Annotated in this window: 19 protein-coding genes; 10 read left to right on the top strand and 9 right to left on the bottom strand. The window is 61.3% G+C overall.

The features are described 5' to 3' along the window. Positions 1-82: 82 nt before the first annotated feature. A complete protein-coding gene (locus TL5118_RS06560) occupies positions 83-1,327 on the top strand; it encodes an MFS transporter (protein WP_058241872.1) in 1,245 nt (414 codons plus the stop codon). Positions 1,328-1,549: 222 nt separating this feature from the next. On the opposite strand, the gene TL5118_RS06555 is transcribed toward TL5118_RS06560, so the two are convergent. The 4 genes from TL5118_RS06555 to TL5118_RS06540 all read right to left on the bottom strand — a co-directional run bounded on the left by TL5118_RS06555 (position 1,550) and on the right by TL5118_RS06540 (position 6,876). Then, complete coding sequence (locus tag TL5118_RS06555; protein WP_058241871.1) at positions 1,550-2,335, bottom strand: phytoene/squalene synthase family protein; 786 nt, start codon at positions 2,333-2,335, stop codon at positions 1,550-1,552. A gap of 3 nt (positions 2,336-2,338) precedes the next feature. Then, complete coding sequence (gene cimA, locus TL5118_RS06550) at positions 2,339-3,958, bottom strand: citramalate synthase (protein ID WP_058241870.1); 1,620 nt, start codon at positions 3,956-3,958, stop codon at positions 2,339-2,341. 123 nt (positions 3,959-4,081) lie between these two features. Then, positions 4,082-5,542: a cysteine--tRNA ligase gene (gene cysS / locus TL5118_RS06545; RefSeq protein ID WP_058241869.1), complete on the bottom strand. Its 1,461-nt coding sequence runs from the start codon at positions 5,540-5,542 to the stop codon at positions 4,082-4,084. 359 nt (positions 5,543-5,901) lie between these two features. Next, positions 5,902-6,876 carry a DUF3179 domain-containing protein gene (locus TL5118_RS06540; protein ID WP_058241868.1) on the bottom strand — a complete coding sequence of 325 codons (975 nt, stop codon included), beginning with the start codon at positions 6,874-6,876 and terminating at the stop codon, positions 5,902-5,904. A 221-nt stretch (positions 6,877-7,097) separates the two neighbouring features. Between TL5118_RS06540 and TL5118_RS06535 the strand changes: the two genes are divergently transcribed. Beyond that, positions 7,098-7,526, top strand: a complete 429-nt coding sequence (locus TL5118_RS06535) for a hypothetical protein (RefSeq protein ID WP_058241867.1) — start codon at positions 7,098-7,100, stop codon at positions 7,524-7,526. Between the two features lie 196 nt (positions 7,527-7,722). Next, positions 7,723-8,082: a GFA family protein gene (locus tag TL5118_RS06530; RefSeq protein ID WP_058241866.1), complete on the top strand. Its 360-nt coding sequence runs from the start codon at positions 7,723-7,725 to the stop codon at positions 8,080-8,082. A 20-nt stretch (positions 8,083-8,102) separates the two neighbouring features. On the opposite strand, the gene TL5118_RS06525 is transcribed toward TL5118_RS06530, so the two are convergent. The 3 genes from TL5118_RS06525 to TL5118_RS06515 form a co-directional block, all read right to left on the bottom strand. After that, positions 8,103-8,903, bottom strand: a complete 801-nt coding sequence (locus TL5118_RS06525) for a purine-nucleoside phosphorylase (RefSeq protein WP_082626137.1) — start codon at positions 8,901-8,903, stop codon at positions 8,103-8,105. A 148-nt stretch (positions 8,904-9,051) separates the two neighbouring features. After that, the gene (locus TL5118_RS06520; protein ID WP_058241865.1) at positions 9,052-9,600 is read right to left on the bottom strand and encodes a peptidylprolyl isomerase; all 549 of its coding nucleotides are present in this window, start codon (positions 9,598-9,600) and stop codon (positions 9,052-9,054) included. Further along, positions 9,593-10,099: a peptidylprolyl isomerase gene (locus TL5118_RS06515; RefSeq protein WP_058241864.1), complete on the bottom strand. Its 507-nt coding sequence runs from the start codon at positions 10,097-10,099 to the stop codon at positions 9,593-9,595. The genes TL5118_RS06520 and TL5118_RS06515 overlap by 8 nt, the downstream gene beginning before the upstream one ends. Before the next feature lie 137 nt (positions 10,100-10,236). On the opposite strand from TL5118_RS06515, the gene TL5118_RS06510 reads away from it, so the two are divergent. The 7 genes from TL5118_RS06510 (at position 10,237) to TL5118_RS06480 (ending at position 17,709) form a co-directional block, all read left to right on the top strand. After that, a complete protein-coding gene (locus tag TL5118_RS06510) occupies positions 10,237-11,421 on the top strand; it encodes a phosphoglycerate kinase (protein ID WP_058241863.1) in 1,185 nt (394 codons plus the stop codon). Between the two features lie 212 nt (positions 11,422-11,633). Then, positions 11,634-12,527 (top strand): fructose bisphosphate aldolase, encoded by an 894-nt coding sequence (locus TL5118_RS06505; RefSeq protein WP_058241862.1) that lies wholly within the window; start codon positions 11,634-11,636, stop codon positions 12,525-12,527. Between the two features lie 241 nt (positions 12,528-12,768). Beyond that, positions 12,769-13,275 (top strand): GNAT family N-acetyltransferase, encoded by a 507-nt coding sequence (locus tag TL5118_RS06500; RefSeq protein ID WP_058241861.1) that lies wholly within the window; start codon positions 12,769-12,771, stop codon positions 13,273-13,275. Positions 13,276-13,519: 244 nt separating this feature from the next. Next, complete coding sequence (locus tag TL5118_RS06495; RefSeq protein ID WP_058241860.1) at positions 13,520-13,819, top strand: FtsB family cell division protein; 300 nt, start codon at positions 13,520-13,522, stop codon at positions 13,817-13,819. A gap of 174 nt (positions 13,820-13,993) precedes the next feature. Next, the gene (gene pdhA, locus TL5118_RS06490) at positions 13,994-14,983 is read left to right on the top strand and encodes a pyruvate dehydrogenase (acetyl-transferring) E1 component subunit alpha (RefSeq protein WP_058241859.1); all 990 of its coding nucleotides are present in this window, start codon (positions 13,994-13,996) and stop codon (positions 14,981-14,983) included. Positions 14,984-15,003: 20 nt separating this feature from the next. After that, positions 15,004-16,383: a pyruvate dehydrogenase complex E1 component subunit beta gene (locus tag TL5118_RS06485; protein ID WP_058241858.1), complete on the top strand. Its 1,380-nt coding sequence runs from the start codon at positions 15,004-15,006 to the stop codon at positions 16,381-16,383. A 12-nt stretch (positions 16,384-16,395) separates the two neighbouring features. Beyond that, positions 16,396-17,709, top strand: a complete 1,314-nt coding sequence (locus TL5118_RS06480) for a pyruvate dehydrogenase complex dihydrolipoamide acetyltransferase (RefSeq protein ID WP_058241857.1) — start codon at positions 16,396-16,398, stop codon at positions 17,707-17,709. Between the two features lie 381 nt (positions 17,710-18,090). Here the strand turns inward: TL5118_RS06480 and cysE are convergent, their stop codons facing one another. Beyond that, positions 18,091-18,894: a serine O-acetyltransferase gene (cysE, locus tag TL5118_RS06475; protein ID WP_058241856.1), complete on the bottom strand. Its 804-nt coding sequence runs from the start codon at positions 18,892-18,894 to the stop codon at positions 18,091-18,093. A gap of 129 nt (positions 18,895-19,023) precedes the next feature. Further along, entirely contained in the window at positions 19,024-22,947 is a 3,924-nt protein-coding gene (locus tag TL5118_RS06470) for a baseplate multidomain protein megatron (RefSeq protein WP_058241855.1), read from the bottom strand. Between the last annotated feature and the right edge of the window lie 7 nt (positions 22,948-22,954).

Raw genomic sequence — 22,954 nt, 5'->3', positions numbered from 1 at the left:
CACAAACGCACACCCCAGTCGCAGCCTTCCTGCGGCAGGAGGCCGCTTGCGGGGTTGAACCAATCGGTTTAGCACTTGCCCCATGACTGACGCGATCAATACCCCCGCCCCCGATACCGGCCCCACATCCGACGCTGCGGCCAAGCGCAATGTTGTGATCCTGGTGCTGGCGCAGGCCATCCTCGGCGCGCAGATGCCGATGCTGTTCACCATTGGCGGGCTGGCGGGTCAAAGCCTGGCGTCAAACATCTGTTTTGCCACCCTGCCGATCACCATGATCGTGCTGTCCTCCATGCTGTCGGCAACGCCAGTGGCGGCTGTGATGCAGCGGTTTGGCCGTCGTGTCGGGTTCATGATGGGCACGGCCTTTGGCGCAGCAGGCGCGGTTGTGGGCGCCTATGCACTGTCGATCGCGTCATTCCCACTGTTTCTTGTCGGCTCCTTCCTCACCGGCACCTATATGTCAGCGCATGGGTTCTACCGCTTCGCCGCAGCCGATACCGCCTCGGATGCCTTCCGGCCCAAGGCGATTTCCTATGTGATGGCGGGGGGGCTGGCGGCAGCCATCATCGGCCCGCAGCTGGTCAAGCTGACCTCGGATACCTTCGTGGTGCCCTTCCTTGGCGCCTATGTGGCGATCATCGCGATCAACCTGCTCGGTTCACTGCTGTTCCTGTTTCTGGACATCCCCACCCCGCCGAAACCCAGCGCCGATGCACCGAAGGGCCGCACCCGCTGGCAGCTGATCACCACGCCGGTGATCGCCGTGGCGGTGATCTGTGGCATGGTCTCTTATGCGCTGATGAACCTGGTGATGACGTCTACGCCCCTGGCCGTGGTGGGCTGCGGCTTTGAACAGGACAACGCTGCCGATATCGTCACCGCGCATGTGCTGGCGATGTATATCCCCAGTTTCTTCACCGGGCATCTGATCGCCCGCTTTGGCACGCAGAAAATTATTGCCGCCGGTTTGGTGATCCTTGCGGGTGCCGGTCTTGTCGCCCTGCAGGGGGTAGAGTTGGAAAACTTCTTCATCGCACTGGTGCTTCTGGGCATCGGCTGGAACTTCGGTTTTATCGGCGCCACGTCTCTGCTGGCCGCATCCCACACGGTTGAGGAACGCGGCCGCATGCAGGGCCTCAATGACCTCTTGGTCTTTGGCGGTGTCACCCTGGCCTCGCTGGCCTCGGGTGGGTTGATGAACTGTTCCGGCGGTGAAGCAGCCGTAGGCTGGGCGGCGGTCAATATTGCCATGGCCCCCTTCCTGATGCTGGCTGGCGGCGCGCTGATCTGGCTGATGTTCCAACCCAAGGAAGAGATGGCGTAAGGGGCTGGGCCCACCGGGTCGCGCAGCGAGCCGGTTCGTGCCCGACCCCGCCCCCAGGGCGGGCGCGAATTGCAGCATATCCAATAGCGGCAAACGTAAGGGTAGCTGTCACGGCCTAGGCAGGCGGTGAGCCGCCCTCGGGCTCGGGCACGCCCCTTATGTCAGCGATCAACGAGATCCTGTCTCAACGCGCGCAGCCCGTCGCACAAATCACCAACGGCCTCACCAACGACCGCTGACACTGCGCCACATCAGGCTGAGCCGCCGCTGCGCCTCTGAAGGCATCAGCGTATCATCCAGCACCGCCTCAGGCGTCTTGGCCGCGCGCCGCAGCACCGGACCGGCCAGCCAGCCGCCCAGCAGGGCCGGGGCCGCATCACGGTGAATGTCACCACGCCGCCGCCGCGCCCGGGTCAGACGGTCCAACCCTGCCTCAGCAAGGGCCTGCACCGCCTCGGGTCGGCCATCCAGCAAAGGCACGCGTTTCGCCGCCACCAGCGCCGGTATCGCGCGCAGGAAGTTGGCCAAACCCGCCGCATGGCCGAGATCGCGCACCACCTGCTCATCGCCACCGCCCAGGCCATTGACCGCCACCACAAACAGATTGGCCGAGGTCAGCTGGATATAGCGTTCAAAATCGGCGACATCCTCAAACGGATCTTTGTAGATGTCCCAGCGCCGCGCATCACAAAGCTGATCCAGCAACACCGCATCCTCAGGCCGCATGGTCAGGGCCAAGGCGGTCACCACCTCATGACGGCGCACCACGCCACCTTTGCCAATCTCCTCAATGGCATCGCGCCACCATTGCAGGCGCAATTCGGCGATCATCTCCTCCTGGGTCAGCCAGGGCGCGCGGGCGATTTCGACATTTGCCGCATAAAGCGCAAACAGCAGATCCCGCGCCGCAGGCGGTGCTGCCATTGTGGCCAGAAACCGATCGGGATCGGCACGCTGCACCAGATCCGCGCAGGCCTGAAAATCATCATGCGCCATCGCGTCAGACATCCCTCAGACCGCCGCGTCGCAGTGCAGCAGTTTCCAGTTGATCGCATCCAACAGCGCGTCAAATGAGGCATCCACTATGTTTGGTGACACACCCACCGTGGACCAGCGCCGCCCCTGCCCGTCTTCGCTGTCGATGATGACACGCGTCACCGCTTCGGTGCCGCCCTGGGTTATTCGCACCTTGAAGTCCACGAGCCGCATATCGGCCAGCACTTCGGAATAGCGGCCCAGATCCTTGATCAGCGCCTTGGCCAAGGCGTTCACCGGACCGCGATCACTGCCGGTGTCATCCATCGACTCCGACACGGACAGTTTCTTTTCACCGTCCACTTTGACCACAACCACCGCCTCCGAGAGCGAAACCATGCGATTGTACTTGTTCTTGCGCCGCTCCACGGTGACCTTGTAGCGCTTTACCTCAAAAAACGCGGGCAGTTGTCCCAGCTCAGCCCGCGCCAGCAGTTCAAAACTCGCCTGCGCGGAATCATAGGTGTAGCCCTCACTTTCGCGCGCTTTGATCACATCCAGGATCCGCGCCAGCGCCGGATTGGCCTTGTCGACCTCCAGCCCGGCCTCGGCCAGACGGCGGCGCAGGTTGGACTGCCCGGCCTGATTGGACATCGGGATGATGCGGTCATTGCCCACCGTTGCGGGATCAATGTGTTCATAGGTGCTGGGATCTTTCAGGATCGCCGAAGCATGCAGCCCCGCCTTATGCGCAAAGGCGGAAGCCCCCACATAGGGCGCCTGCCGCTGTGGCACCCGGTTCAGAATGTCATCCAGCAGACGCGAGGCTTTCACCAGCCCGCTCAGCGCTTCCCGGCTCACACCAATGTCAAACTGGCTGGCATAGGGTTCCTTCAGCAAAAGCGTCGGGATCAGCGTGGTCAGATTGGCATTGCCACAGCGTTCGCCCAAGCCATTGAGCGTGCCCTGGATCTGCCGCGCCCCAGCCTCCACCGCCGCCAATGAGCCCGCCACCGCGTTTTCCGTATCATTGTGGGTGTGGATGCCGAGGTGATCACCGGGAATGCCCGCCGCAATCACCGCCGCCACAATTGCCCCGATCTCTGACGGCATGGTGCCGCCATTGGTGTCGCACAGCACCACCCAACGCGCGCCCGCCTCATAAGCGGCCTTCACCGCCTCCAGCGCATAAGCCGGATTGGCCTTATAGCCATCAAAGAAATGTTCCGCATCAAACAGCGCTTCGCGGCCCGAAGCCACGATATGTTCAACCGATTTGGCAATGTTTTCGGTATTTTCCGCCAGGGTGATCCCCAGAGCGGTTTCCACATGGAAATCATGGCTTTTGCCCACCAAACAGACCGAGGATGTGCCGGCATTCATCACCGCTGCCAAGACCTCATCATTGTCGGCCGAGCGCCCGGCCCGTTTGGTCATCCCAAAGGCGGTGAAACGTGCCTTCAGCTTGGGCTTGTCTTCAAAGAACTCACTGTCCGTGGGGTTAGCACCGGGCCAGCCACCCTCGATGTAATCGACGCCCAACTCATCCAGCACCGCAGCGATCTGATGCTTTTCCGGCGTGGAAAACTGCACCCCCTGCGTCTGCTGCCCGTCGCGCAATGTGGTGTCGTAGATATACAGTCGCTCTTTGCTCATTTGTCTGGCTCTTTAGCTTGTTCGGGCAGCGCCCGGCCCGGGGTGGGCGTGAAGCGCCCGCCCTTGGGGGCGGGTCGGGCGCTGCCCGGGCAAGCCCGGGCTGGGTTTCCTAATCTTTGTGGCTTACAAACCGTCCAGCTTCGCCGCGTCAAATCCGGCACCGGGCAGCAGTTCCACCCCCGCCTTGCTCATCCGCACCTCAACCCCGGCGTCCATCAGCGCGGTCTTCAACGCATCCACCGGCGCGAAGTCCTTGTTCTCCATCGCCGTTGCGCGCAGGCCCGCCAGTTTGTCGGCCAACTCATTCAACTGCTCATCTACAAGCAATGTATCGACTACTCCACCGAACACCCACGCGCCCATCTCCGCTTCATCGAGCAGCAGCCCAAGCAAGCGTGCTGATGCAGCGAAATCATCAATCTCAGTTTGATCGACGTCGCTACGCTGACTTTGCAGAATAGACTTGGCCATGCGCCCCAACTCCGTCAGAGCGAGAGAGGTATTCAGATCATCGGCAAGAGCTGCAACAACAGCCTTTGCAGGGCTTCCTGCGTCGGTCGCTGAATTGGACAGACCGCGCCACTTGCGCAGCGTCGCCTCCGCCTCTTTCGCCTTCTTCTCGGTCCAGTCCATCGGCTTGCCGTAATGGGTCGACAGGAAGACAAAGCGGATCACCTCACCGGGCACCCCCTGATCCAACAGATCCCGCACGGTGAAGAAGTTGCCCAAGGACTTGGACATCTTCTTGCCCTCGACCTGCAGCATCTCATTGTGCATCCAGTAGCGGGCGAACTCCGCCTTGGGATGGGCGCAGCAGCTTTGCGCAATCTCATTCTCATGATGCGGGAACTGCAGGTCGTTGCCGCCGCCATGAATGTCAAACGACGCGCCCAGCAGCTCATATGACATGGCCGAGCATTCGATGTGCCAGCCCGGACGCCCCCGGCCCCAGGGGCTGTCCCAACCGGGCAGATCATCGCTCGAAGGCTTCCACAGCACAAAATCCATCGGGTTTTTCTTGTAAGGTGCCACTTCCACCCGCGCACCGGCAATCATGTCATCCACCGACCGGCCCGACAGCGCGCCATAGGCCTTGTAGCTTTCCACCGCAAACAACACATGGCCCTCAGCGGCATAGGCATGGCCCTTGGCGATCAGATCCTCGATCATCGCCACCATTGGTGCGATAAACTCGGTCGCGCGCGGCATGTGATCGGGTTCCATCGCGCCAAGCGCACCCATGTCCTTCAGATACCAGGCGATGGTCTCATCGGACCGCTCGGTGACCAGCTGTTCCAGCGTGCCCTCGGCCCCTGCCTCTTTGCGCGATACGGCCGTGGCATTGATCTTGTCATCCACATCGGTGAAGTTGCGCGCATAGGTGACGTGTTCGGCGCCATACACATGACGCAGCAGGCGATACAGCGTGTCAAAGACGATCACGGGACGCGCATTGCCCAAATGGGCGCGGTCATAAACCGTCGGACCACAGACATACATCCGCACGTTCTTGGGATCGATCGGGGCAAATACCTCTTTCGACCGGCTTTTGGAGTTGTGCAGTTTGATCACTGTTTCCGTCATAGCGTCCTCACACGCGTGCATCATGGCTTCGCGGCGGGCTTAGCAAGATCAACTCATGTTTGGAAGAAGAACAACGGCCCGCCTGAGATGTCTCAGCAGGTAATGCAGCAGATAATAATGCAAATCGTTGCGTTCATGAGGCTTTGATAGCGGCGCAAGTGTCGACACGCAATGGAAATGTCTTATCGGGCACCGTTTGAAGAGACGCCGAACCGGTACAGGAACAGAAATGGGCCCTGAGCATCGCTAACACGCGGCCAGGGGGCGCTGCCCCCTTCATGGCGCCACTACGTTGGCACTAATTCATCCCCCGGAGTGTATTTTGAAACGATGAAACATATTCACTGTTTCAAAAATACTCATTTCACCATCCATTGGCCCTCGGGCCAGAACGCATGAAAGGCAAAGGCAAACATCACATCATGGGCCACATCCTGCCCGGCGCCATCGCGCACCCGGATCGCCCCCACCGCTTTGCCACCCCCAATATCGGCAGTATCCAGGGCGGAGGATTGTTCATCCTCCCAGGTCAGCGTCACGCCGTTCTCCGCAATCCGCTGCTCCGCCCGCAGCCGGTCAAAGGTCCAGGCGGCATCGCCCACCCGCACCACCCGCATCAAGGGCGGTACATCATGCGGCGGGTTCTCCCCACTGTACAGAAACGGCCGGTGTGAACTGTCGTAATTCTGATAGGGGTTCATGCCATAGGCGCGACGGAACGGCGGCTCTGCCATAACCAGCCCCTCAGGATGGGCCTCGCGGAAGGCGGCCCAGCTCTCCATCCAGACCGGCAGCTGGGTCAGCTCCACCCCGGTCAGATCGCCCACGATGCCTGTGCCAAGCGCCTGCTGCCACCAACTCTCGGTTTCGCGGTCATACATCACCATGTCCGAATTGCGCAGCTTGCCCGAGACGCCGAAGGACAATTCGCCCGCCTCAGTGCGCCGGTCAAACACGATGGCCGAGTTGCACAGGGGGCAGAAGGTCACCGCCACCGGAATATCGCCAATCCGATCATTCACAATCTCATGCCACATCAGATAGCGCAGCGGATAGGCGCGCGCCGGCTGGCCCTCCAGCGCCACGGTGATCACGCTTTCGCGCGGTGACAGCCCCGCCTCATCCGACTGACGCAGAAACTGCGGCTCATCCACCGCCGGAATGCCATCTTTGGGCGGCCCGCCCGACAAGATCTCAGCCCAATTGGCCACCGTGGTCTGACTAAAATCCGTCTCCGGCCATTCATGTTGCCAAAAGTTTGGATCAGCGAAGGCAGTCGTGGTGGCGGTGGTCAGGCCAAGGGCAACAGTCAGGGCAGTGAACAGGCGTGTCATGGGCGATCCTCCTGACTGCTACTGTGGCGGTTTTCAGGGCGATGGAAACCCCAGCACGCAGGAATGTGATAGATGGTGACTGCGCCGGACAGCCTGATGCAGCTCGCCGGGGGCGGGCCAATGGATGCCCCCCGCGCCCCACGCAACTTGACACCCCATGGATGCAATAAGAGCCTCTGCAGCAACCCTAACGCAGCCCGTGCTGCCATAAGTGAGTAGCCATGAGACGCATTTTCCATCTTTTCCTAGGTCTTTTGTCTGCCAGCCTGCTGGCTGTCATACTGCTGCCGCTCTTCGCATCGGATTTCGATAAGTTCGCCAAGGCAACGATCAGGGAATTCGGCCACAGATCTGATCCGCAGCTGGTGACCGATGCCGTGCTGCACTATCTGGAAGACAACCAGATTGACGATCCGATCGCGTTCTTCACGGAAAACATGGACAGCACATATGTGATCCATGCGGATGACTCGAACTTGAGTACCACAGATAAAGCTTGGTTTGAAAATGGTGAGGTTGATAGGCGCACATCGTTTACCAGCAAGTACTTTAATCGCGTCCTCACTAATTACAAACTCTGGATAAGAGTACTCGACATGCGTTCTGGGGAACGCAGGATACACGCAAGAATTTATCTAAACGCACCATAAATCTGGGGCCATGTTGCAAGTCGCCAATCTAGTGAATGTGGCGCGTCCATCGGAAATACCCGCATCCCCCCAGCAGCCAGCAAGAGGCGCTGACAGATGTCTCCAGGATCATGAAGATGGCCTGATCGCACTTGACGCCCTGTGGGCAACCTGTTGTTTTCCCGTAAAACCAAACCTCTCTGAGGGAGCTTAGCCAATGATCCAAGGTTCCTGTCACTGCGGCGCTGTGCGTTTTGACTATCAGCGAACAGCCGAAACAGCGGCCTCCTGCAACTGTTCGATCTGCCGCCGTCTGGGCGCCACCTGGATCTATGCCAATGCCGATCAGATCACCTTCCACATGGCCGAAGGCGCCACCCACCGCTACCTGCGCGGCGAAGAAAACATCGGCTTTCACAGCTGCACCACCTGCGGCTGCCCAACCCATTGGGAAAACATGGCCGAGCCAGAAACCGGTCCTATGGCGGTAAACCTCAACCTCTGCGACCCTGAGGAGGCCGCAAAGGTCCCGGTGCGCCGCTTTGACGGCGCCGACAGCTGGAGCTTTATTGATTAGGCCGGATTAACTTGGCCGGATTAACTTGGCTGGGCCCGCGCCCGCAGAAACGCCCGGATGATGCCTTCCAGCTTCGCCGCACCTATAGGGGCCGATGCTTTGGTGTGTTCATGGCTGATATGTTCATGCCCCAGCCCCGCCGCCATATTGGTCACCACGGAAAAGGCGCAGACCTGCATCTCCAGAAACCGCGCCAGAATAACCTCAGGCACGGTGGACATGCCCACCGCATCCGCCCCCAGCAGCTTCAGCATCCGGATCTCTGCCGGGGTTTCAAAGTTCGGCCCGGAATACCAGGCATAAACCCCTGATTTCAGGTCAATCCCCTGGGCTTTGGCAATCTCGCTAAGCTCGGCGCGCAGACCCGGATCATAGGCCTCGGTCAGGTTCACAAACCGCTTATCCGTCTTCTCACCAATCAGGGGGGAGCGGCCCGAATAGTTGATGTGATCGTTTAGCAGCATCAGATCGCCGGGTGGAATATCGGCGCGGAAGGACCCGCAGGCATTGGTCAAAAACAGCGTCTCGACCCCCAGCGCCTTCAACACCTCCAAAGGCAGACGCATCGCCGCCGCATTGCCATTTTCATAAAAATGCTCCCGCCCGCCGAGGATCGCCACCTCACAGCCTTCAAAACGGCCCAGATGCAGCTGCGCCTTATGGCCAGAAACCCCCACATGGGGAAATCCCGGCAGATCCGCATAATCGATGGAAACACCCTCGACATGATCGGCCAGCCCGCCAAGGCCAGATCCCAGAATAAATCCGACCTTCGGCGCCACGCCCGGCGCCCGCGCCCGAATAACCTCTAATGCTGTCATCTCGCCCCCTGTGGCGCCCAGGAAAGCGCCTGTTTTCATCTTGCCAAAAATACTCAAAAACACAAACGCCGCCCCAAGCCCGACTGTAAAGGCCAAAGAGGCGGCGTTTGCCAAAATCACATTGTCAGGCCCGTTATCAGGCCCGAGATCACTCGGTCACGGTGACCTTTTTCATCACATCCGGTGCGCCGACAACCTCACCATTGCGGCCAGCGCCGCGTTTGATGGCGTCAACCACATCCATGCCTTCGGTCACTTCGCCGACGATGGTGTACTGACCGTTCAGATGCGGCGCCGGGGCGAACATGATGAAGAACTGCGAATTGGCCGAGTTCGGGTTCTGGCTGCGCGCCATGCCCACAACACCACGGTCGAAGTTCAGGTCGGAAAACTCCGCCTTCAGGTCAGGACGATCGGAACCGCCACGACCCGCCATGCGCATATCGCCGCCCATCACGCCGAACTGCACATCGCCGGTCTGCGCCATGAAGCCCTCGATCACGCGGTGAAACACCACGTTGTCATAGGCGCCTTCAGCGGCCAGCGTCGTGATCTGTTCAACATGGCCGGGGGCCACATCCTCGAACAGGTCGATCTGGATGGTGCCATTGGCCTCACCCGCGACCGCGATGTTGATGCCGGCAGCGGCGACGGGGCCTGCTGCCAGAACCAGTGCGGCTGCCAGCGACTTATACATCCGCGGCAACCTTCATCGAGATCATGCGATCCGGGTTCGCAGGCGGCTCACCACGTACAATCGCATCCACATGCTCCATCCCCGAGGTCACCTGACCGTAAACGGTGTACTGACCGTTGAGGAAGCTGTTGTCTTTGAAGTTGATGAAGAACTGCGAGTTGGCCGAGTTCGGGTTCTGCGACCGGGCGGCGCCCAACGAACCACGGGCGTGCGGCACTTTGGAAAACTCTGCGGGCAGATCCGGCAGGTCCGAACCACCGGTGCCTGCGCGGCCGGGGTTGTAGTTGTTTTCCATGTTGGCGTGTTCCACATCACCGGTCTGGGCCATGAAGCCGTCAATCACACGGTGGAAGGCAACATTGTCATATTTGCCGGCGCGGGCCAGTTCTTTCATGCGCTCAACGTGCTTGGGTGCAACGTCCGGCAGCAGTTCAATCACAACCGTGCCACCCTTCAGTTCCAGCAGGATGGTGTTTTCGGGATCTTTATACTCGGCCATTTGGGCTTCCTCTCTAATCATCTTGCCCCGATACCTAAGCCCCAAACAGCCAATTGCCAAGCATGAGGTTGACCTGAGCGCCCTCACAAGCGATGACACGCACAACCACAGTGATTTTTCCCTTTGGAGAGCAGAGCATGGCTTGGAAAACCCTTGATGACATGGATCTCAACGGTAAGCGCGTTTTGGTGCGCGTGGACATCAACGTCCCGGTCGCCGACGGCAAGGTAACGGATGCCACCCGGATCGAACGGATTGTGCCCACGGTCAATGACATCATCGCCAAAGGCGGCAAGCCCCTGCTGATCGCGCATTTTGGCCGTCCCAAGGGCAAGGTGGTGCTGGACATGTCGCTGCGCGTCACGCTCAGCGCATTGGAAACCGCGCTTGGCCGCTCGGTCGCTTTCATCGAAACGCTGGAAGGCGCAGAAACCCCGTCGGCCGAAGTGGACGCCGCTGAGGTGGCGCTTTTGGAAAACATCCGCTTCCACCCCGGCGAAGAGAAAAACGACCCCGAATTTGCCGCCCGTCTGGCCAAATTGGGCGATGTGTTCTGCTCGGATGCCTTCTCGGCCTCGCACCGCGCCCATGCCTCCACCGAAGGGGTGGCGCATCACCTGCCCTCCTGCGCCGGTCGTCTAATGCAGGCCGAGCTGGAGGCGCTGGAGGGCGCCCTGGGTCAGCCGGTGCGCCCGGTTGTGGCCGTGGTTGGCGGCGCCAAAGTGTCCACCAAACTGGAACTGCTGGGCAATCTGGTTGCCAAGGTGGATCATCTGGTGATCGGTGGCGGCATGGCCAACACCTTCCTGGCCGCCCAGGGCATCGATGTGGGCAAATCGCTCTGCGAACATGACATGACCGACACTGCGCGTGAGATCATGGAAAAAGCCAAGACCGCCGGCTGTGACATCGTGCTGCCTGCCGACGTGGTGGTGGCCGCTGAATTTGCCGCCGGTGCCGCCAATGAAGTTGTCGCCAATGACGCCTGCCCGGCCGATAAGATGATCCTGGATGCCGGCCCGAAAGCGGTTGAACGCATCGCAGAGGTCCTCGACGGCGCCAAAACCCTGATCTGGAACGGCCCGCTTGGCGCCTTTGAGATTGAACCTTTTGACACCGCCACCAACGCCGCTGCCCAAAAAGCGGCTGCCCTGTCCAAAGCTGGCCAGCTGACCTCGGTCGCGGGCGGCGGTGACACGGTTGCAGCGCTCAACCAAGCAGGGGCCGCAGCAGATTTCACCTATATCTCCACCGCAGGCGGCGCCTTCCTCGAGTGGATGGAGGGCAAAACCCTCCCCGGTGTGGCCGCCCTTCAGGGTTAAGCGCCCTGGCCCAAAAACAACAGGATCTGTCGCAAAACTGCGACGGATCCACTCTAAGATCAGGTGAATTCACCCCATCTTAACACCTTGACCTGAAAGTTTTCCCGTCGCTAGCGCTACCAAGATTGTCAGCCGCCGCGCTGTCGCTTATTGGAGCGGTTGAAAGCAGACCTTTCCTCCACTGAACACGTATTCACACGCAGGACCAGACCATGACAAACCAGACCCAAAGCGAATTGATTGGCACCGGCAACGGCTTCATTGCGGCCCTGGACCAGAGCGGCGGCTCCACCCCGAAGGCGCTGCGCCTCTACGGTGTGAACGAAGACGCCTACACCTCCGAAGAAGAGATGTTCGGCATCATCCACGACATGCGCGCCCGCATCATCAAATCCAACGCGTTCAACGGCGAACGTGTGCTGGGCGCCATCCTGTTTGAACGCACCATGGATGGCGGCATCGATGGCAAACCCACCGCCACCTACCTGTGGGAGGACTGCCAGGTCGTGCCTTTCCTGAAGGTCGACAAAGGTCTGGCCGATGAGGAAAACGGCGTTCAGATCCTGAAACCGATGCCCGATCTGGCCGCGCTCTTGGAAAAAGCCGTGTCCAAAGGCATCTATGGCACCAAAATGCGCTCGGTCATCAGCGCCGCCTCGCCCGAAGGCATCAAAGCCGTTGTGGCCCAGCAGTTTGAGATCGGCAAACAGATCATCGCCGCCGGCCTGATGCCGATCATTGAACCCGAGGTGACCATCTCGATCGCCGACAAGGCGCAGGCCGAAGAGATGCTGATGGCCGAAATCAAGGCCCAGCTGGACGCGCTGGAAGGCGATCAGCAGGTGATGCTGAAACTGACCCTGCCTGAAGTGGCAAACACCTACAAACCGCTGGCTGATCACCCGCGCGTGCTGCGCATGGTGGCGCTGTCGGGCGGCTATGACCGGGATGAGGCCAACACCCGTCTGGCCCAGAACACCGGCATGATCGCCTCCTTCTCGCGCGCCCTGACAGAAGGTCTGTCCGCCCAGCAGGACCAGAACGCCTTCGACGCCACGCTGAACACCAGCGTCCAGTCGATCTACGACGCCTCCGTTGCGGGCTAAGCTCTTTGCTATATATAGAAAAGGCACTCCACCCGGGGCGCCTTTTTTTGTGCCTACCGAATTTAGATGTCGCGCCCGAACCGAGGGGTGGAAGCGAAGCGCCCGCCCCGTGGGGGCGGTTCGGGCGCTGCCAAATCTATGGATTTGGCATGGGATAAAACACAGCTGCCCCAATTGACATCCGTGCCACTTCCCGCAGAACTGTGCCGAACAAGACGCCGCACAAGACCATGAGGCCCCGATGATCATCCGCACCGCCACCGCCGCAGACGCCCAAGGGCTGGCCGAGATTTACAACCACGCAGTTGAAAACACCGTCGCCATCCTCAACGAAACCCTGGTTGACGCCGGAAACCGCGCCGCCTGGGTGGCCCAGCGGCAGGGTGACGGGTTTCCGGTGCTGGTCGCCGAAGAGGACGGTCGGGTGATTGGCTATGCCTCCTACGGACCCTGGCGCCCTTTCCACGGGTTTCGCGAAACGGTCGAGCATTCGGTCTATGTCCGCGATGGCCAGCGCGGCAAGGGGCTGGGCCGGCAGCTGATGCAGGCGCTGATTGATCAGGCCAAGTCGGATGGGCTGCATATGATGGTTGCCGCGGTGACCGCCGGCAATGACGCCTCGATCCGCCTGCACGAAGCGCTGGGATTTGAGGTCACCGCCCGTATGCCGCAGGTTGGCCAGAAATTCGGCGATTGGCTTGAACTGATCTTCCTGCAACTGCGCCTGGATGATCGCCCCTCGCCCTGATCGCCCCTTGTTTGTGCCTTGATTACGTGGGCAAATTGCCGGGCTGCGGGCGGTTTTCACCGTCCAGCCTCCCCGCCCAGCCAAGGCTGCTGCAATTATGTGACACAAGTCCAAGTTATCCCCAGAAAACTGCACTCTCTTTTGGCTAAGGGGATTCACACGGCGAATCACCTATGGCATAGTTCCTGCATCGCCCAAGCAAGAGGCGAACCCGCCAAAACGGCGGGATTTGAGAGGCAGAGCAATGCACCGCAGTAAGCGCAGCACCCTGGGCACTTGGGCCTATTTCACCCTGGCATTTTTGCTGGGCGTCTACTTCACCGTTGCGGCGGTGCAAGGCGGCTATGGGGTCTCACGCCGGGCTGAGATTGAGCGCGAAGCCGCCACGCTGAACCGTGAGTTGGCCGCGCTGCAGGCTGAGGTCAACCGGATGGATAATCTGACCCGCCGCCTCTCTGACACTTACCTGGATCTGGACCTGCTGGATCAGCAGGCCCGTTCGGTGCTGGGCATGATCCGCAGCGATGAATTGGTCATCCGCTGATCTTCTGTTCTCTTTCGCAACATCTTTATGTCAGGGCTTAAATCTTCCGCCTGAACGCGGCTGGATTTTGCCGCGTAACGGGTTGCGATGAATTAAGTCTCGCCCTGCGCATTCGTTTGCTGTATAGAATAGTTTAACGCTAAACTATATTTGCTACCGGGAGGATGACGCCGCATGGCCGCCAAGAAAACCCAAGCTAAATCAAACGTTTCCGCCGAGGAACTGAAATCCTACTATCGGGACATGCTGTTGATCCGCCGATTCGAAGAAAAGGCCGGACAGCTCTATGGCATGGGCCTGATTGGCGGGTTCTGCCACCTCTACATCGGTCAGGAAGCGGTTGTTGTTGGCCTCGAAGCTGCCGCCAAAGAAGGCGACAAGCGCATCACCTCTTACCGTGACCACGGCCATATGCTGGCCTGCGGCATGGACCCCAACGGCGTGATGGCCGAGCTGACAGGCCGTGAAGGCGGCTACTCCAAAGGTAAAGGCGGCTCCATGCATATGTTCTCGAAAGAGAAACATTTCTACGGCGGCCACGGCATCGTCGGCGCACAGGTGCCGCTGGGGGCTGGCCTTGCCTTCTCGGATATGTATCGCGGCAATGACAATGTGACCTTTACCTATTTCGGGGATGGCGCCGCCAACCAGGGCCAGGTCTATGAGACCTTCAACATGGCCGCCCTGTGGAAACTGCCGGTGATCTTCGTGATTGAGAACAACCAATACGCCATGGGCACCGCCCAGAACCGCTCCACCTCGACCGAAGACATCTACACCCGCGGCGCGCCGTTCGGCATCCCCGGGGAAATTGTCGATGGCATGGACGTTCTGGCCGTGAAAGCCGCCAGCGAAAAAGCCACCGCACACTGCCGCGCCGGCAAAGGCCCCTACATCCTTGAGGTCAAAACCTACCGCTACCGCGGCCACTCCATGTCGGACCCGGCAAAATACCGGACCCGCGAAGAAGTGCAGAAAATGCGCGACGAACGTGACCCGATCGAACAGGTCCGTGACCTGCTGCTGACCGGCAAACACGCCACCGAAGAAGATCTGAAGGCGATCGACAAGGAAATCAAAGCGATCGTGAACGAATCCGCTGATTTCGCCAAAGAAAGCCCGGAACCGGCGCTCGAAGAGCTCTGGACCGACATTTACGCCTGATCCCTGAGGAGACACTGACAATGGCAACCGAAATTCTCATGCCCGCCCTGTCCCCCACCATGGAGGAAGGCACCCTGGCCAAATGGCTGGTCAAAGAAGGCGATACCGTAAACTCCGGCGACATCATGGCCGAGATCGAAACCGACAAGGCAACGATGGAGTTTGAAGCGGTCGATGAAGGCATCATCGGCAAGATCCTGATCGCGGAAGGCACCGAAGGTGTCGCCGTGAACACCCCGATCGCCGTGCTGCTGGAAGAGGGCGAAAGCGCCGATGACATCGCCGCCCCCGCCGCCCCTGCCCCGGCAGCAGAGGCCGCCCCGGCCCCCGCAGCAGCCCCGGCACCGGTGGCAACCGCCCCGGCAACCCCATTGGCAGCCCCCGCCGATCTGACCCCGGATTGGCCCGAAGGCACCCCGATGAAACAACAGACTGTGCGCGAAGCCATCCGCGACGCCATGGCCGAAGAAATGCGCGGCGATGAAAACGTCTTCCTGATGGGCGAAGAAGTCGCCGAATATCAGGGCGCATATAAGGTCAGCCAGGGCCTGTTGGATGAGTTTGGCTCCAAACGCATCATCGACACCCCGATCACCGAACACGGCTTTGCCGGCATCGCCACCGGCGCGGCCTTCGGTGGCTTGCGCCCGATTGTTGAGTTCATGACCTTCAACTTCGCCATGCAGGCGATTGACCAGATCATCAACTCCGCCGCCAAGACGCTGTACATGTCCGGCGGTCAGATGGGTGCACCGATGGTGTTCCGTGGCCCGAACGGCGCCGCCGCCCGCGTGGGCGCCCAGCACAGCCAGGACTACGCCGCATGGTACGCGCAGATCCCCGGCCTGAAGGTTGCGATGCCCTATTCGGCCGCGGATGCCAAAGGTCTGATGAAGACCGCCATCCGTGACAACAACCCGGTGATCTTCCTGGAAAACGAAATCCTCTACGGTCGCTCGTTTGACGTCCCGGATATGGATGATTTCACCGTGCCCTTCGGCAAGGCCCGCATCTGGCGCGAAGGTTCGGATGTGACGCTGGTCAGCTTCGGCATTGGCATGCAATACGCGCTGGAAGCGGCGGACAAACTGGCCGAAGAAGGCATCTCGGCCGAGGTCATCGACCTGCGCACCCTGCGCCCGATCGATTATGACACCGTGCTGAACTCGGTCATGAAAACCAACCGCTGCGTCACCATCGAAGAGGGCTTCCCGGTCGCCTCCATCGGCAACCACCTCTCGGCCACCATCATGGAACGCGCCTTTGATTACCTGGATGCTCCGGTGATCAACTGCACCGGCAAGGACGTGCCCATGCCCTACGCCGCGAACCTGGAACGCCACGCGCTGATCACCACCGATGAGGTGATCGCCGCTGTGAAACAAGTGACCTACCGCTGAGGAGCCTGACAGATGCCTATTGAAATCCTCATGCCCGCTCTCTCCCCCACCATGGAGGAAGGCACCCTGGCCAAATGGCTGGTCAAAGAGGGCGACACCGTGTCCTCCGGCGATCTGATCGCTGAGATTGAAACCGACAAAGCTACCATGGAATTTGAAGCCGTGGACGAAGGCGTTGTTGGCAAGATCCTGATCGCGGAAGGCTCCGAAGGGGTGGCTGTGAACACCCCGATCGCAGTTCTGCTGGAAGACGGCGAAAGCGCCGATGACATCGGATCCGCGGCACCTGCCGCAGCTGCAGCTGAGGCGGCCCCTGCGGCTGTCGAAGCGGCAGCTCCCGCCCCAGCTACCGCACCCGCCGCTCCGGCACCTGCTGCTCCGGCCAGCGCGGATGGCTCCCGCATCTTTGCCTCGCCTCTGGCGCGTCGCATCGCGGCCGACAAAGGTTTGGATCTGGCCACGCTCTCCGGCTCCGGCCCGCGCGGTCGCATCGTGAAGGCAGACGTCGAAAACGCCACCGCCGCGCCTGCCCCTGCCGCCGCTGCTGCCCCCGCTGCAGCACCGGCCAAAGCCGCCGCTGCAGCGGCACCCACCGGCCCCTCGACCGACGCCGTTATCAAAACCTACGAAGGTCGCACCTTCGAAGAGGTTTCGCTGGACGGCATGCGCAAAACCATCGCCGCCCGCCTGTCCGAGGCCAAACAGACCATCCCGCACTTCTACCTGCGCCGCGACATCAAGCTCGACGCGCTGTTGAAGTTCCGCTCGCAGCTGAACAAACAGCTGGAAGCGCGCGGCGTGAAACTTTCGGTCAATGACTTCATCATCAAGGCCGTGGCCAACGCACTGCAGCAGGTGCCCGAAGCCAACGCCGTTTGGGCCGGTGACCGGGTGCTGCAGATGAAAGCCTCGGACGTGGCCGTTGCCGTTGCGATCGAAGGCGGTCTCTTCACCCCGGTTCTGCAGGACGCGGATATGAAATCGCTCTCGGCCCTCTCGGGTGAGATGAAGGATCTGGCCTCCCGCGCCCGTGAACGCAAGCTGGCCCCGCATGAATATCAGGGCGGCAGCTTCGCGATCTCCAACCTCGGCATGTTCGGCATCGACAACTTCGACGCCATCGTGAACCCGCCGCACGCCGGCATTCTGGCTGTGGGCGCTGGCACCAAGAAGCCTGTTGTGGGCGAAGATGGCGAACTGACCGTGGCCACCGTCATGTCGGTCACCATGTCGGTCGATCACCGTGTCATCGACGGCGCGGTTGGTGCGAACCTGCTGAAAGCCATTGTCGACAACCTGGAAAACCCGGTTGCCATGCTGGCCTAAGACAAGCATCTGATTTTACACGAGAAAGCCCCGGTGAACGCCGGGGCTTTTTTGATACGTGGGATCGCGCCCGATCCCGGGGGCGGCTTGCAGCACGCGGCGGCGCCTAATCACACGCCAGCACTTAGATCTGCACACCCGATCATATTCGCGCCCGCCCTTGGGGGCGGGGTCGGGCGCGATCCGGTTCGCTGCACGAACCGGAAAGGTTCTCTTCAGCCCACGGGTTCCCTGCGTCCGAACCGCGATGTGGCCTTTTAAGCCTATTTACTCTTTGCCAGCGCGAAACAGCGGCCTTAGGCCGCCGCACCGCGGCCCTATGATGCACAAAACCCCGCAGCCTGCGCCACGGGGTCTCAAATCTCTCAGCAGCGCAAAGGCTTACTTGCCCAGCAACTGATCCATGCTGATCGAGGGCTGGGAACAGCCTGCCTCACCCACCACTTTGGCCGGCACGCCCGCGACGGTGGATTTGCACGGCACCTCCTGCAGCACGACCGAGCCAGCCGCCACGCGTGAACAATCGCCCACCCGGATGTTGCCCAGCACCTTGGCCCCTGCACCGATCAACACGCCGTTGCCGATCTTCGGATGGCGGTCCTCTTCTTCCTTGCCGGTGCCGCCCAGCGTCACCGAATGAAGCATCGACACATTGTCGCCCACAACTGCGGTTTCACCGATCACGATGGAATGGGCGTGGTCGATCATGATGCCTTTACCGATCCGTGCGGCGGGATGGATATCGACGCCAAACATCTCAGAAATCCGCATCTGGAAGAAATAGGCCAGATCGCGCCGCCCCTCGGACCACAGCCAATGGCCGATCCGGTAAGCCTGCAACGCTTGATAGCCCTTGAAGAACATCAACGGCTGGAAAAACCGGTGGCAGGCCGGATCGCGTTCGCGCACCGCCACCATATCCGCCCGCGCCGCCAGCGAAATCTCAGGATCGGCGCGATAGGCCGCATCGGCGATTTCACGGATCAACTGCTCGGACATCTCAGCCGAGGCCAGTTTCACAGCGGTGCGATAGGCCAGAGCGGCCTCAATGGTTTCGTGGTGCAGAATGCTGGAGTGGATCAAACCGCCCAAAAGCGGCTCTTCCTGAACCGCGTCCTCTGCCTCGGCTCGGATCTGCGTCCAGACCGGATCAAGGTCGGTCAAATTGGTTCTGGTTTCAGCCATGTCTACCATCCTCTGAAGTCTCAGGGTTGCCCCACTATACCAGATAGGGCAGCTTGGCAAAACGCAAAGACGTGAAACCTGTCATCACGGTTGGAAATCTGTCCTCACCCACCTTGCTCACTCCAGTGCTCACCCCAGTGACAGATGCGCCGCCACGCCGGGGCCGTAACGGGCTGAGATCTGGCGCAGCTCCACCACATGACCAGATAGCCCACCATCTGCAGCCTGTTCGGCGGCGCTGTAAGTCCAGTCCGGTGTGTTCAACTGCACCTCGCGCAGCACGGTGTCGCCCGCCATAACGCGCAGCAGATAGGCCTCGCTCTCTTCACCCAGCGGCACATCCAGCCCGTCCCAGCTGTCCGCACCAATACGGCTGCGGCGGATCCAGCTAAACCACAGGCTGCCATCCGAAAGCGGCTGGTGGCGCAGATGCACCGGCGCATAGGGGCGCAGGCCGATGCCGGAAAACGCATGGATCTCATGCACATAGGACGGATCGTCATAGCCACGTCGGGCAGATCCAATGCGGAAATGCTGCGCCAGACCCCGGGTGTTTGCCGCCAGCGGCAGTTGTTGCGGCGCACCGTCCAACAGCACCGCATAGGTGCCCAGGGGCCAGGGATCCGCCATCGCGCCTTCGGTGCCCTGTTGGCCACGCAACAGCCCGGTCAGCACATAGCGCCCGCCCTGCCCCTCGGATGCCGCAACGGCACCCGGTCCAACCAGCTCAGCCTCGGCGAATTGCACCAACTCCCACCCCTCAGGGCTGCCATCGCCCAGGGCGATCACATTGGCGCCGGCCAACACCTCCTGCGGATCGCGGCTCTCCAGCGTGCCATAGGCCAGATCCACCTCAATCCGGCCCGCATTGTCCCAGCGCCCCACCGGCCCCTTAGCCAAAGGCGCGCTCAACTGGCCCAGCGTGGCGCGGCGGGCGGTTTCCTGCAGCAACGCGTAGTCACGATCAAAACCCGAATGATAGCAGGCCACAGTGCCGGGCCAGGGTGTGGCCGAAACCGCCAGATGCGGTGCATGCTCCACCTCATCCCCGCGCAGCAGTGGCAGATCCAAAAACAGCGGCAAAACCGGCACCGGGGCGGCAAAAGGCGCGGCGGGCGATCCGTCTTCAACAATGGGCAGCGGCTGATAGAGGGTCTGGTCAATCTCAACCGCCTCCAGCAGTTGCTCACGGGCATATTCCACCCGCTCCACCCGGTAGCGCGCGCCCTGATAGGCCAGCACATCGCCAGCCCCCAGCCCCAGCGCCGAGGGCGGCAGCGCCAGCCGCAGCCGATCCCGCGCCACCCGCGCCTCTGACAGCCAGCGCTCCACCACCTGCCGCCCCTCAGCCCGGCTGAGCGCCATCGGCATTTCCGAGGATGAGACCCCATGCGCCGCCTCATCCGGCAGCACGCTTTCTTCGGAAATCACATCGTAATCCGCGCCAGATTCGACAAAGCGCAGCCGCACCCGGCCGGCCATCTCACTTTCGCCCGCGCGGGACTTTTCGACGCTGCCTTCCAGATCCTCAGACCGGGCCAGGTGATCCTCTGACAGGTCAACATCCACCTCCGCCCCGCGCGAGCGAAACACCAGCACCCCGTCACGCTCCACCGCGTCAAACCCATGCCGCAGCATCAAGGACTGCAGGGCAGCGCGCGCATCGCCCAGCTGATCCACCACATAGCCCCGCACCAGCCCGTGCAATGCGCTTGTGTCGATCCGGCTCACCCCGGCGGCAAAACAGATCTCCCGCACCACTGAGGCGAGCGAACGCGCCGCCCCCCGCCCGTTCAGCCAATGCCCTTGAGCGTAATTCGCCCCGTCTGACCACAAATCCAAGGCGCGCGGAAACACCGGGTAAGGCCGGGCGTCCCAGGCCCAGACAAAGGCGCGCGACATGTCCAGCATTGGCGCGTCATATTCGACCGAGACCGGATTATGCGCAGGTTCCGCCCAGTACCCCAGCATGGCGCGCAGATATTGCATCTGGATCAGGTCATCCCGCGCCCCGCTGGAATAATACGGCAATGCAGATTCCGAGGATTTGGGATCCAGAAACTTATTGGGCTGGTTGGTGCCCTTGTCGATCGCCGCGCAGCCCAATTCGGTGAACCAGATCGGCTTGGACTGCGGCACCCAATCGGTGGGCGCGGACTGTCGCACACCGCCTATACGCTCATGATGCACATTCTGCCACCAGCCGCGCAGATCCTTGACCCGGTAGACCCAAGGTTCACCATGGGCTCCATCACTGATCGGGCTGCGGATCTGCGCCGCGCGCGCCGCATCATGGGCGTAATACCAGTCATAGAGCTCCCCGCCCTCGATGTTGCTGCGCAGGTACTCAAGGTCATAGATCGCCCCCGCCGCCGCATCCAGATGATCGGGGTCCTCCCGCCAGTCAGACAGCGGCATGTAGTTGTCGATCCCGATGAAATCGATCTGTTCATCCGCCCACAGGGGATCAAGGTGGAACAACACGTCCCCCGATCCGTCCTGCGGGTGATAGCCAAAATATTCAGACCAATCCGCCGCATAGCCCAGCTTCACCCCTGGCCCCAACAGGCTGCGCACCTCCACCGCCAGTGCCTTCAGCGCCGCCACAAAGGGGAAGCTACCGCCCGCGCCGCGCAGCTGGGTCAGTCCGCGCATTTCGGACCCGATGCAGAAACTATCCACACCGCCCGCCGCCGCACAAAGCGCCGCATTGTGCAGGATAAACCGGCTGTAGGACCACTCCGCCGGGCCGTGATAACTCACCGCGCCGCCGCTCACCGTGAAATCCGCCGCAGTGACCGTGCCAAAAAACGCCGCCACCTCGGCATCTGCTGCCGCTGTGTCATCCGGGCTGCCGGGCTGGCCGGGGGCCCTTGCGCCAGTGATCCGCCCGCGCCACGGCAGATGCGGCTGATCCGCGGCGCCGTCCCATGGGTTTTCCAACCCGTTGCCAGCGGTCTGCGTCATCAGGATGAACGGGTAAAACATCACCGCTTGCCCCGCCTCTTTCAGCGCTGCAATCGCCTCCAGGACCGAGGCATCCGAGGGCGTGCCGCCATAGATCGGGCGCCCCTCCGCATAGGGCACCAGCCCCGCCGCACCGCGCCCGACACCCGCCACCTGCCAGGCCATATCCTTAGCATCGCCGTCCACGGTTTCCGCCAAGGGGCGCAGCTGGCAATGGCCCGCACGCAGGTCATCACCAAACCAACTGACGATGAGTGAGGTCGCCCGCGCGCCCGGCAACTCCTGCGCCAAAAGATCCAGTGAGGTCTGCAAGTCACTCTGATTGCTGACAGAATTTACATTCGCCACACGCCCGCCATCAACGCCGCTTTTGATCACTGCGGGGTGGGTCGCAAGGGCGTATTCACCGCTGCCGGGCATCAGCGCGACGGCCTGAACGGCATCGGCAGGCTCCGCCTCCGCACCGGTGAAGACCTGATCCGGGCGCAGCACCTCAAAATTGAACTGCGGCACCCGATTGCCAAAGGGCGCCAGATCCAGATCCTCCATAACCACATAGGCGGTGCCGCGATAGGCCGGCACCCGGCCCGCGCCCTCCACCGCCTCCATCTTGGGGTCTGGCAGCTGGCTGTCGCTGCCCGGATAGATCCGCAAGGTCAGATCCTGCGGTGAAATTTCGGTGCCATCGGCCCAGATCCGCGCCACGCCCCCAATTTCACCCTCACAGAGCGCAATCGCCAGGCTGACCGAGTAGCTGTAAGTGCGTGTGCTGGGCCGGCTGCCTTTGCCACCGCGATGGGTCTTGCTGTGTTCTTCAAACTGACTGGCCCAAATGACCGATCCGCCCAGGCGCATCCGGCCATAGACCTGCGGAATGGCGGCGCCTTCGCCCGCACCGGTCAGGCGGAACCGGTCAATGCGCGGGCTCTCCACCACCTCACTGCCGCCCAGCAGACGCTGGTCAATGACCCGGCCCAAAGTGGCGCCAATCGCGCGGCCCACCACCACCGAGGACAGGCCCAAAACCGTGCCACCCAGACTGCCACCAATTGCAGCGCCTGCCGCAGAAAACAAAATGGTTGCCATGACTTAC

This window comes from Thalassovita autumnalis (assembly GCF_001458255.1).
Lineage (GTDB): Bacteria > Pseudomonadota > Alphaproteobacteria > Rhodobacterales > Rhodobacteraceae > Thalassobius > Thalassobius autumnalis.
This window is presented reverse-complemented; position numbering and strand designations above follow the sequence as displayed.

Coding starts and splice junctions, on each gene's coding strand:
- TL5118_RS06560 (WP_058241872.1), top strand. CDS start 83: ATGACTGACGCGATCAATACCCCCGCCCCCGATACCGGCCCCACATCC.
- TL5118_RS06555 (WP_058241871.1), bottom strand. CDS start 2,335: ATGTCTGACGCGATGGCGCATGATGATTTTCAGGCCTGCGCGGATCTG.
- cimA (WP_058241870.1), bottom strand. CDS start 3,958: ATGAGCAAAGAGCGACTGTATATCTACGACACCACATTGCGCGACGGG.
- cysS (WP_058241869.1), bottom strand. CDS start 5,542: ATGACGGAAACAGTGATCAAACTGCACAACTCCAAAAGCCGGTCGAAA.
- TL5118_RS06540 (WP_058241868.1), bottom strand. CDS start 6,876: ATGACACGCCTGTTCACTGCCCTGACTGTTGCCCTTGGCCTGACCACC.
- TL5118_RS06535 (WP_058241867.1), top strand. CDS start 7,098: ATGAGACGCATTTTCCATCTTTTCCTAGGTCTTTTGTCTGCCAGCCTG.
- TL5118_RS06530 (WP_058241866.1), top strand. CDS start 7,723: ATGATCCAAGGTTCCTGTCACTGCGGCGCTGTGCGTTTTGACTATCAG.
- TL5118_RS06525 (WP_082626137.1), bottom strand. CDS start 8,903: ATGACAGCATTAGAGGTTATTCGGGCGCGGGCGCCGGGCGTGGCGCCG.
- TL5118_RS06520 (WP_058241865.1), bottom strand. CDS start 9,600: ATGTATAAGTCGCTGGCAGCCGCACTGGTTCTGGCAGCAGGCCCCGTC.
- TL5118_RS06515 (WP_058241864.1), bottom strand. CDS start 10,099: ATGGCCGAGTATAAAGATCCCGAAAACACCATCCTGCTGGAACTGAAG.
- TL5118_RS06510 (WP_058241863.1), top strand. CDS start 10,237: ATGGCTTGGAAAACCCTTGATGACATGGATCTCAACGGTAAGCGCGTT.
- TL5118_RS06505 (WP_058241862.1), top strand. CDS start 11,634: ATGACAAACCAGACCCAAAGCGAATTGATTGGCACCGGCAACGGCTTC.
- TL5118_RS06500 (WP_058241861.1), top strand. CDS start 12,769: ATGATCATCCGCACCGCCACCGCCGCAGACGCCCAAGGGCTGGCCGAG.
- TL5118_RS06495 (WP_058241860.1), top strand. CDS start 13,520: ATGCACCGCAGTAAGCGCAGCACCCTGGGCACTTGGGCCTATTTCACC.
- pdhA (WP_058241859.1), top strand. CDS start 13,994: ATGGCCGCCAAGAAAACCCAAGCTAAATCAAACGTTTCCGCCGAGGAA.
- TL5118_RS06485 (WP_058241858.1), top strand. CDS start 15,004: ATGGCAACCGAAATTCTCATGCCCGCCCTGTCCCCCACCATGGAGGAA.
- TL5118_RS06480 (WP_058241857.1), top strand. CDS start 16,396: ATGCCTATTGAAATCCTCATGCCCGCTCTCTCCCCCACCATGGAGGAA.
- cysE (WP_058241856.1), bottom strand. CDS start 18,894: ATGGCTGAAACCAGAACCAATTTGACCGACCTTGATCCGGTCTGGACG.
- TL5118_RS06470 (WP_058241855.1), bottom strand. CDS start 22,947: ATGGCAACCATTTTGTTTTCTGCGGCAGGCGCTGCAATTGGTGGCAGT.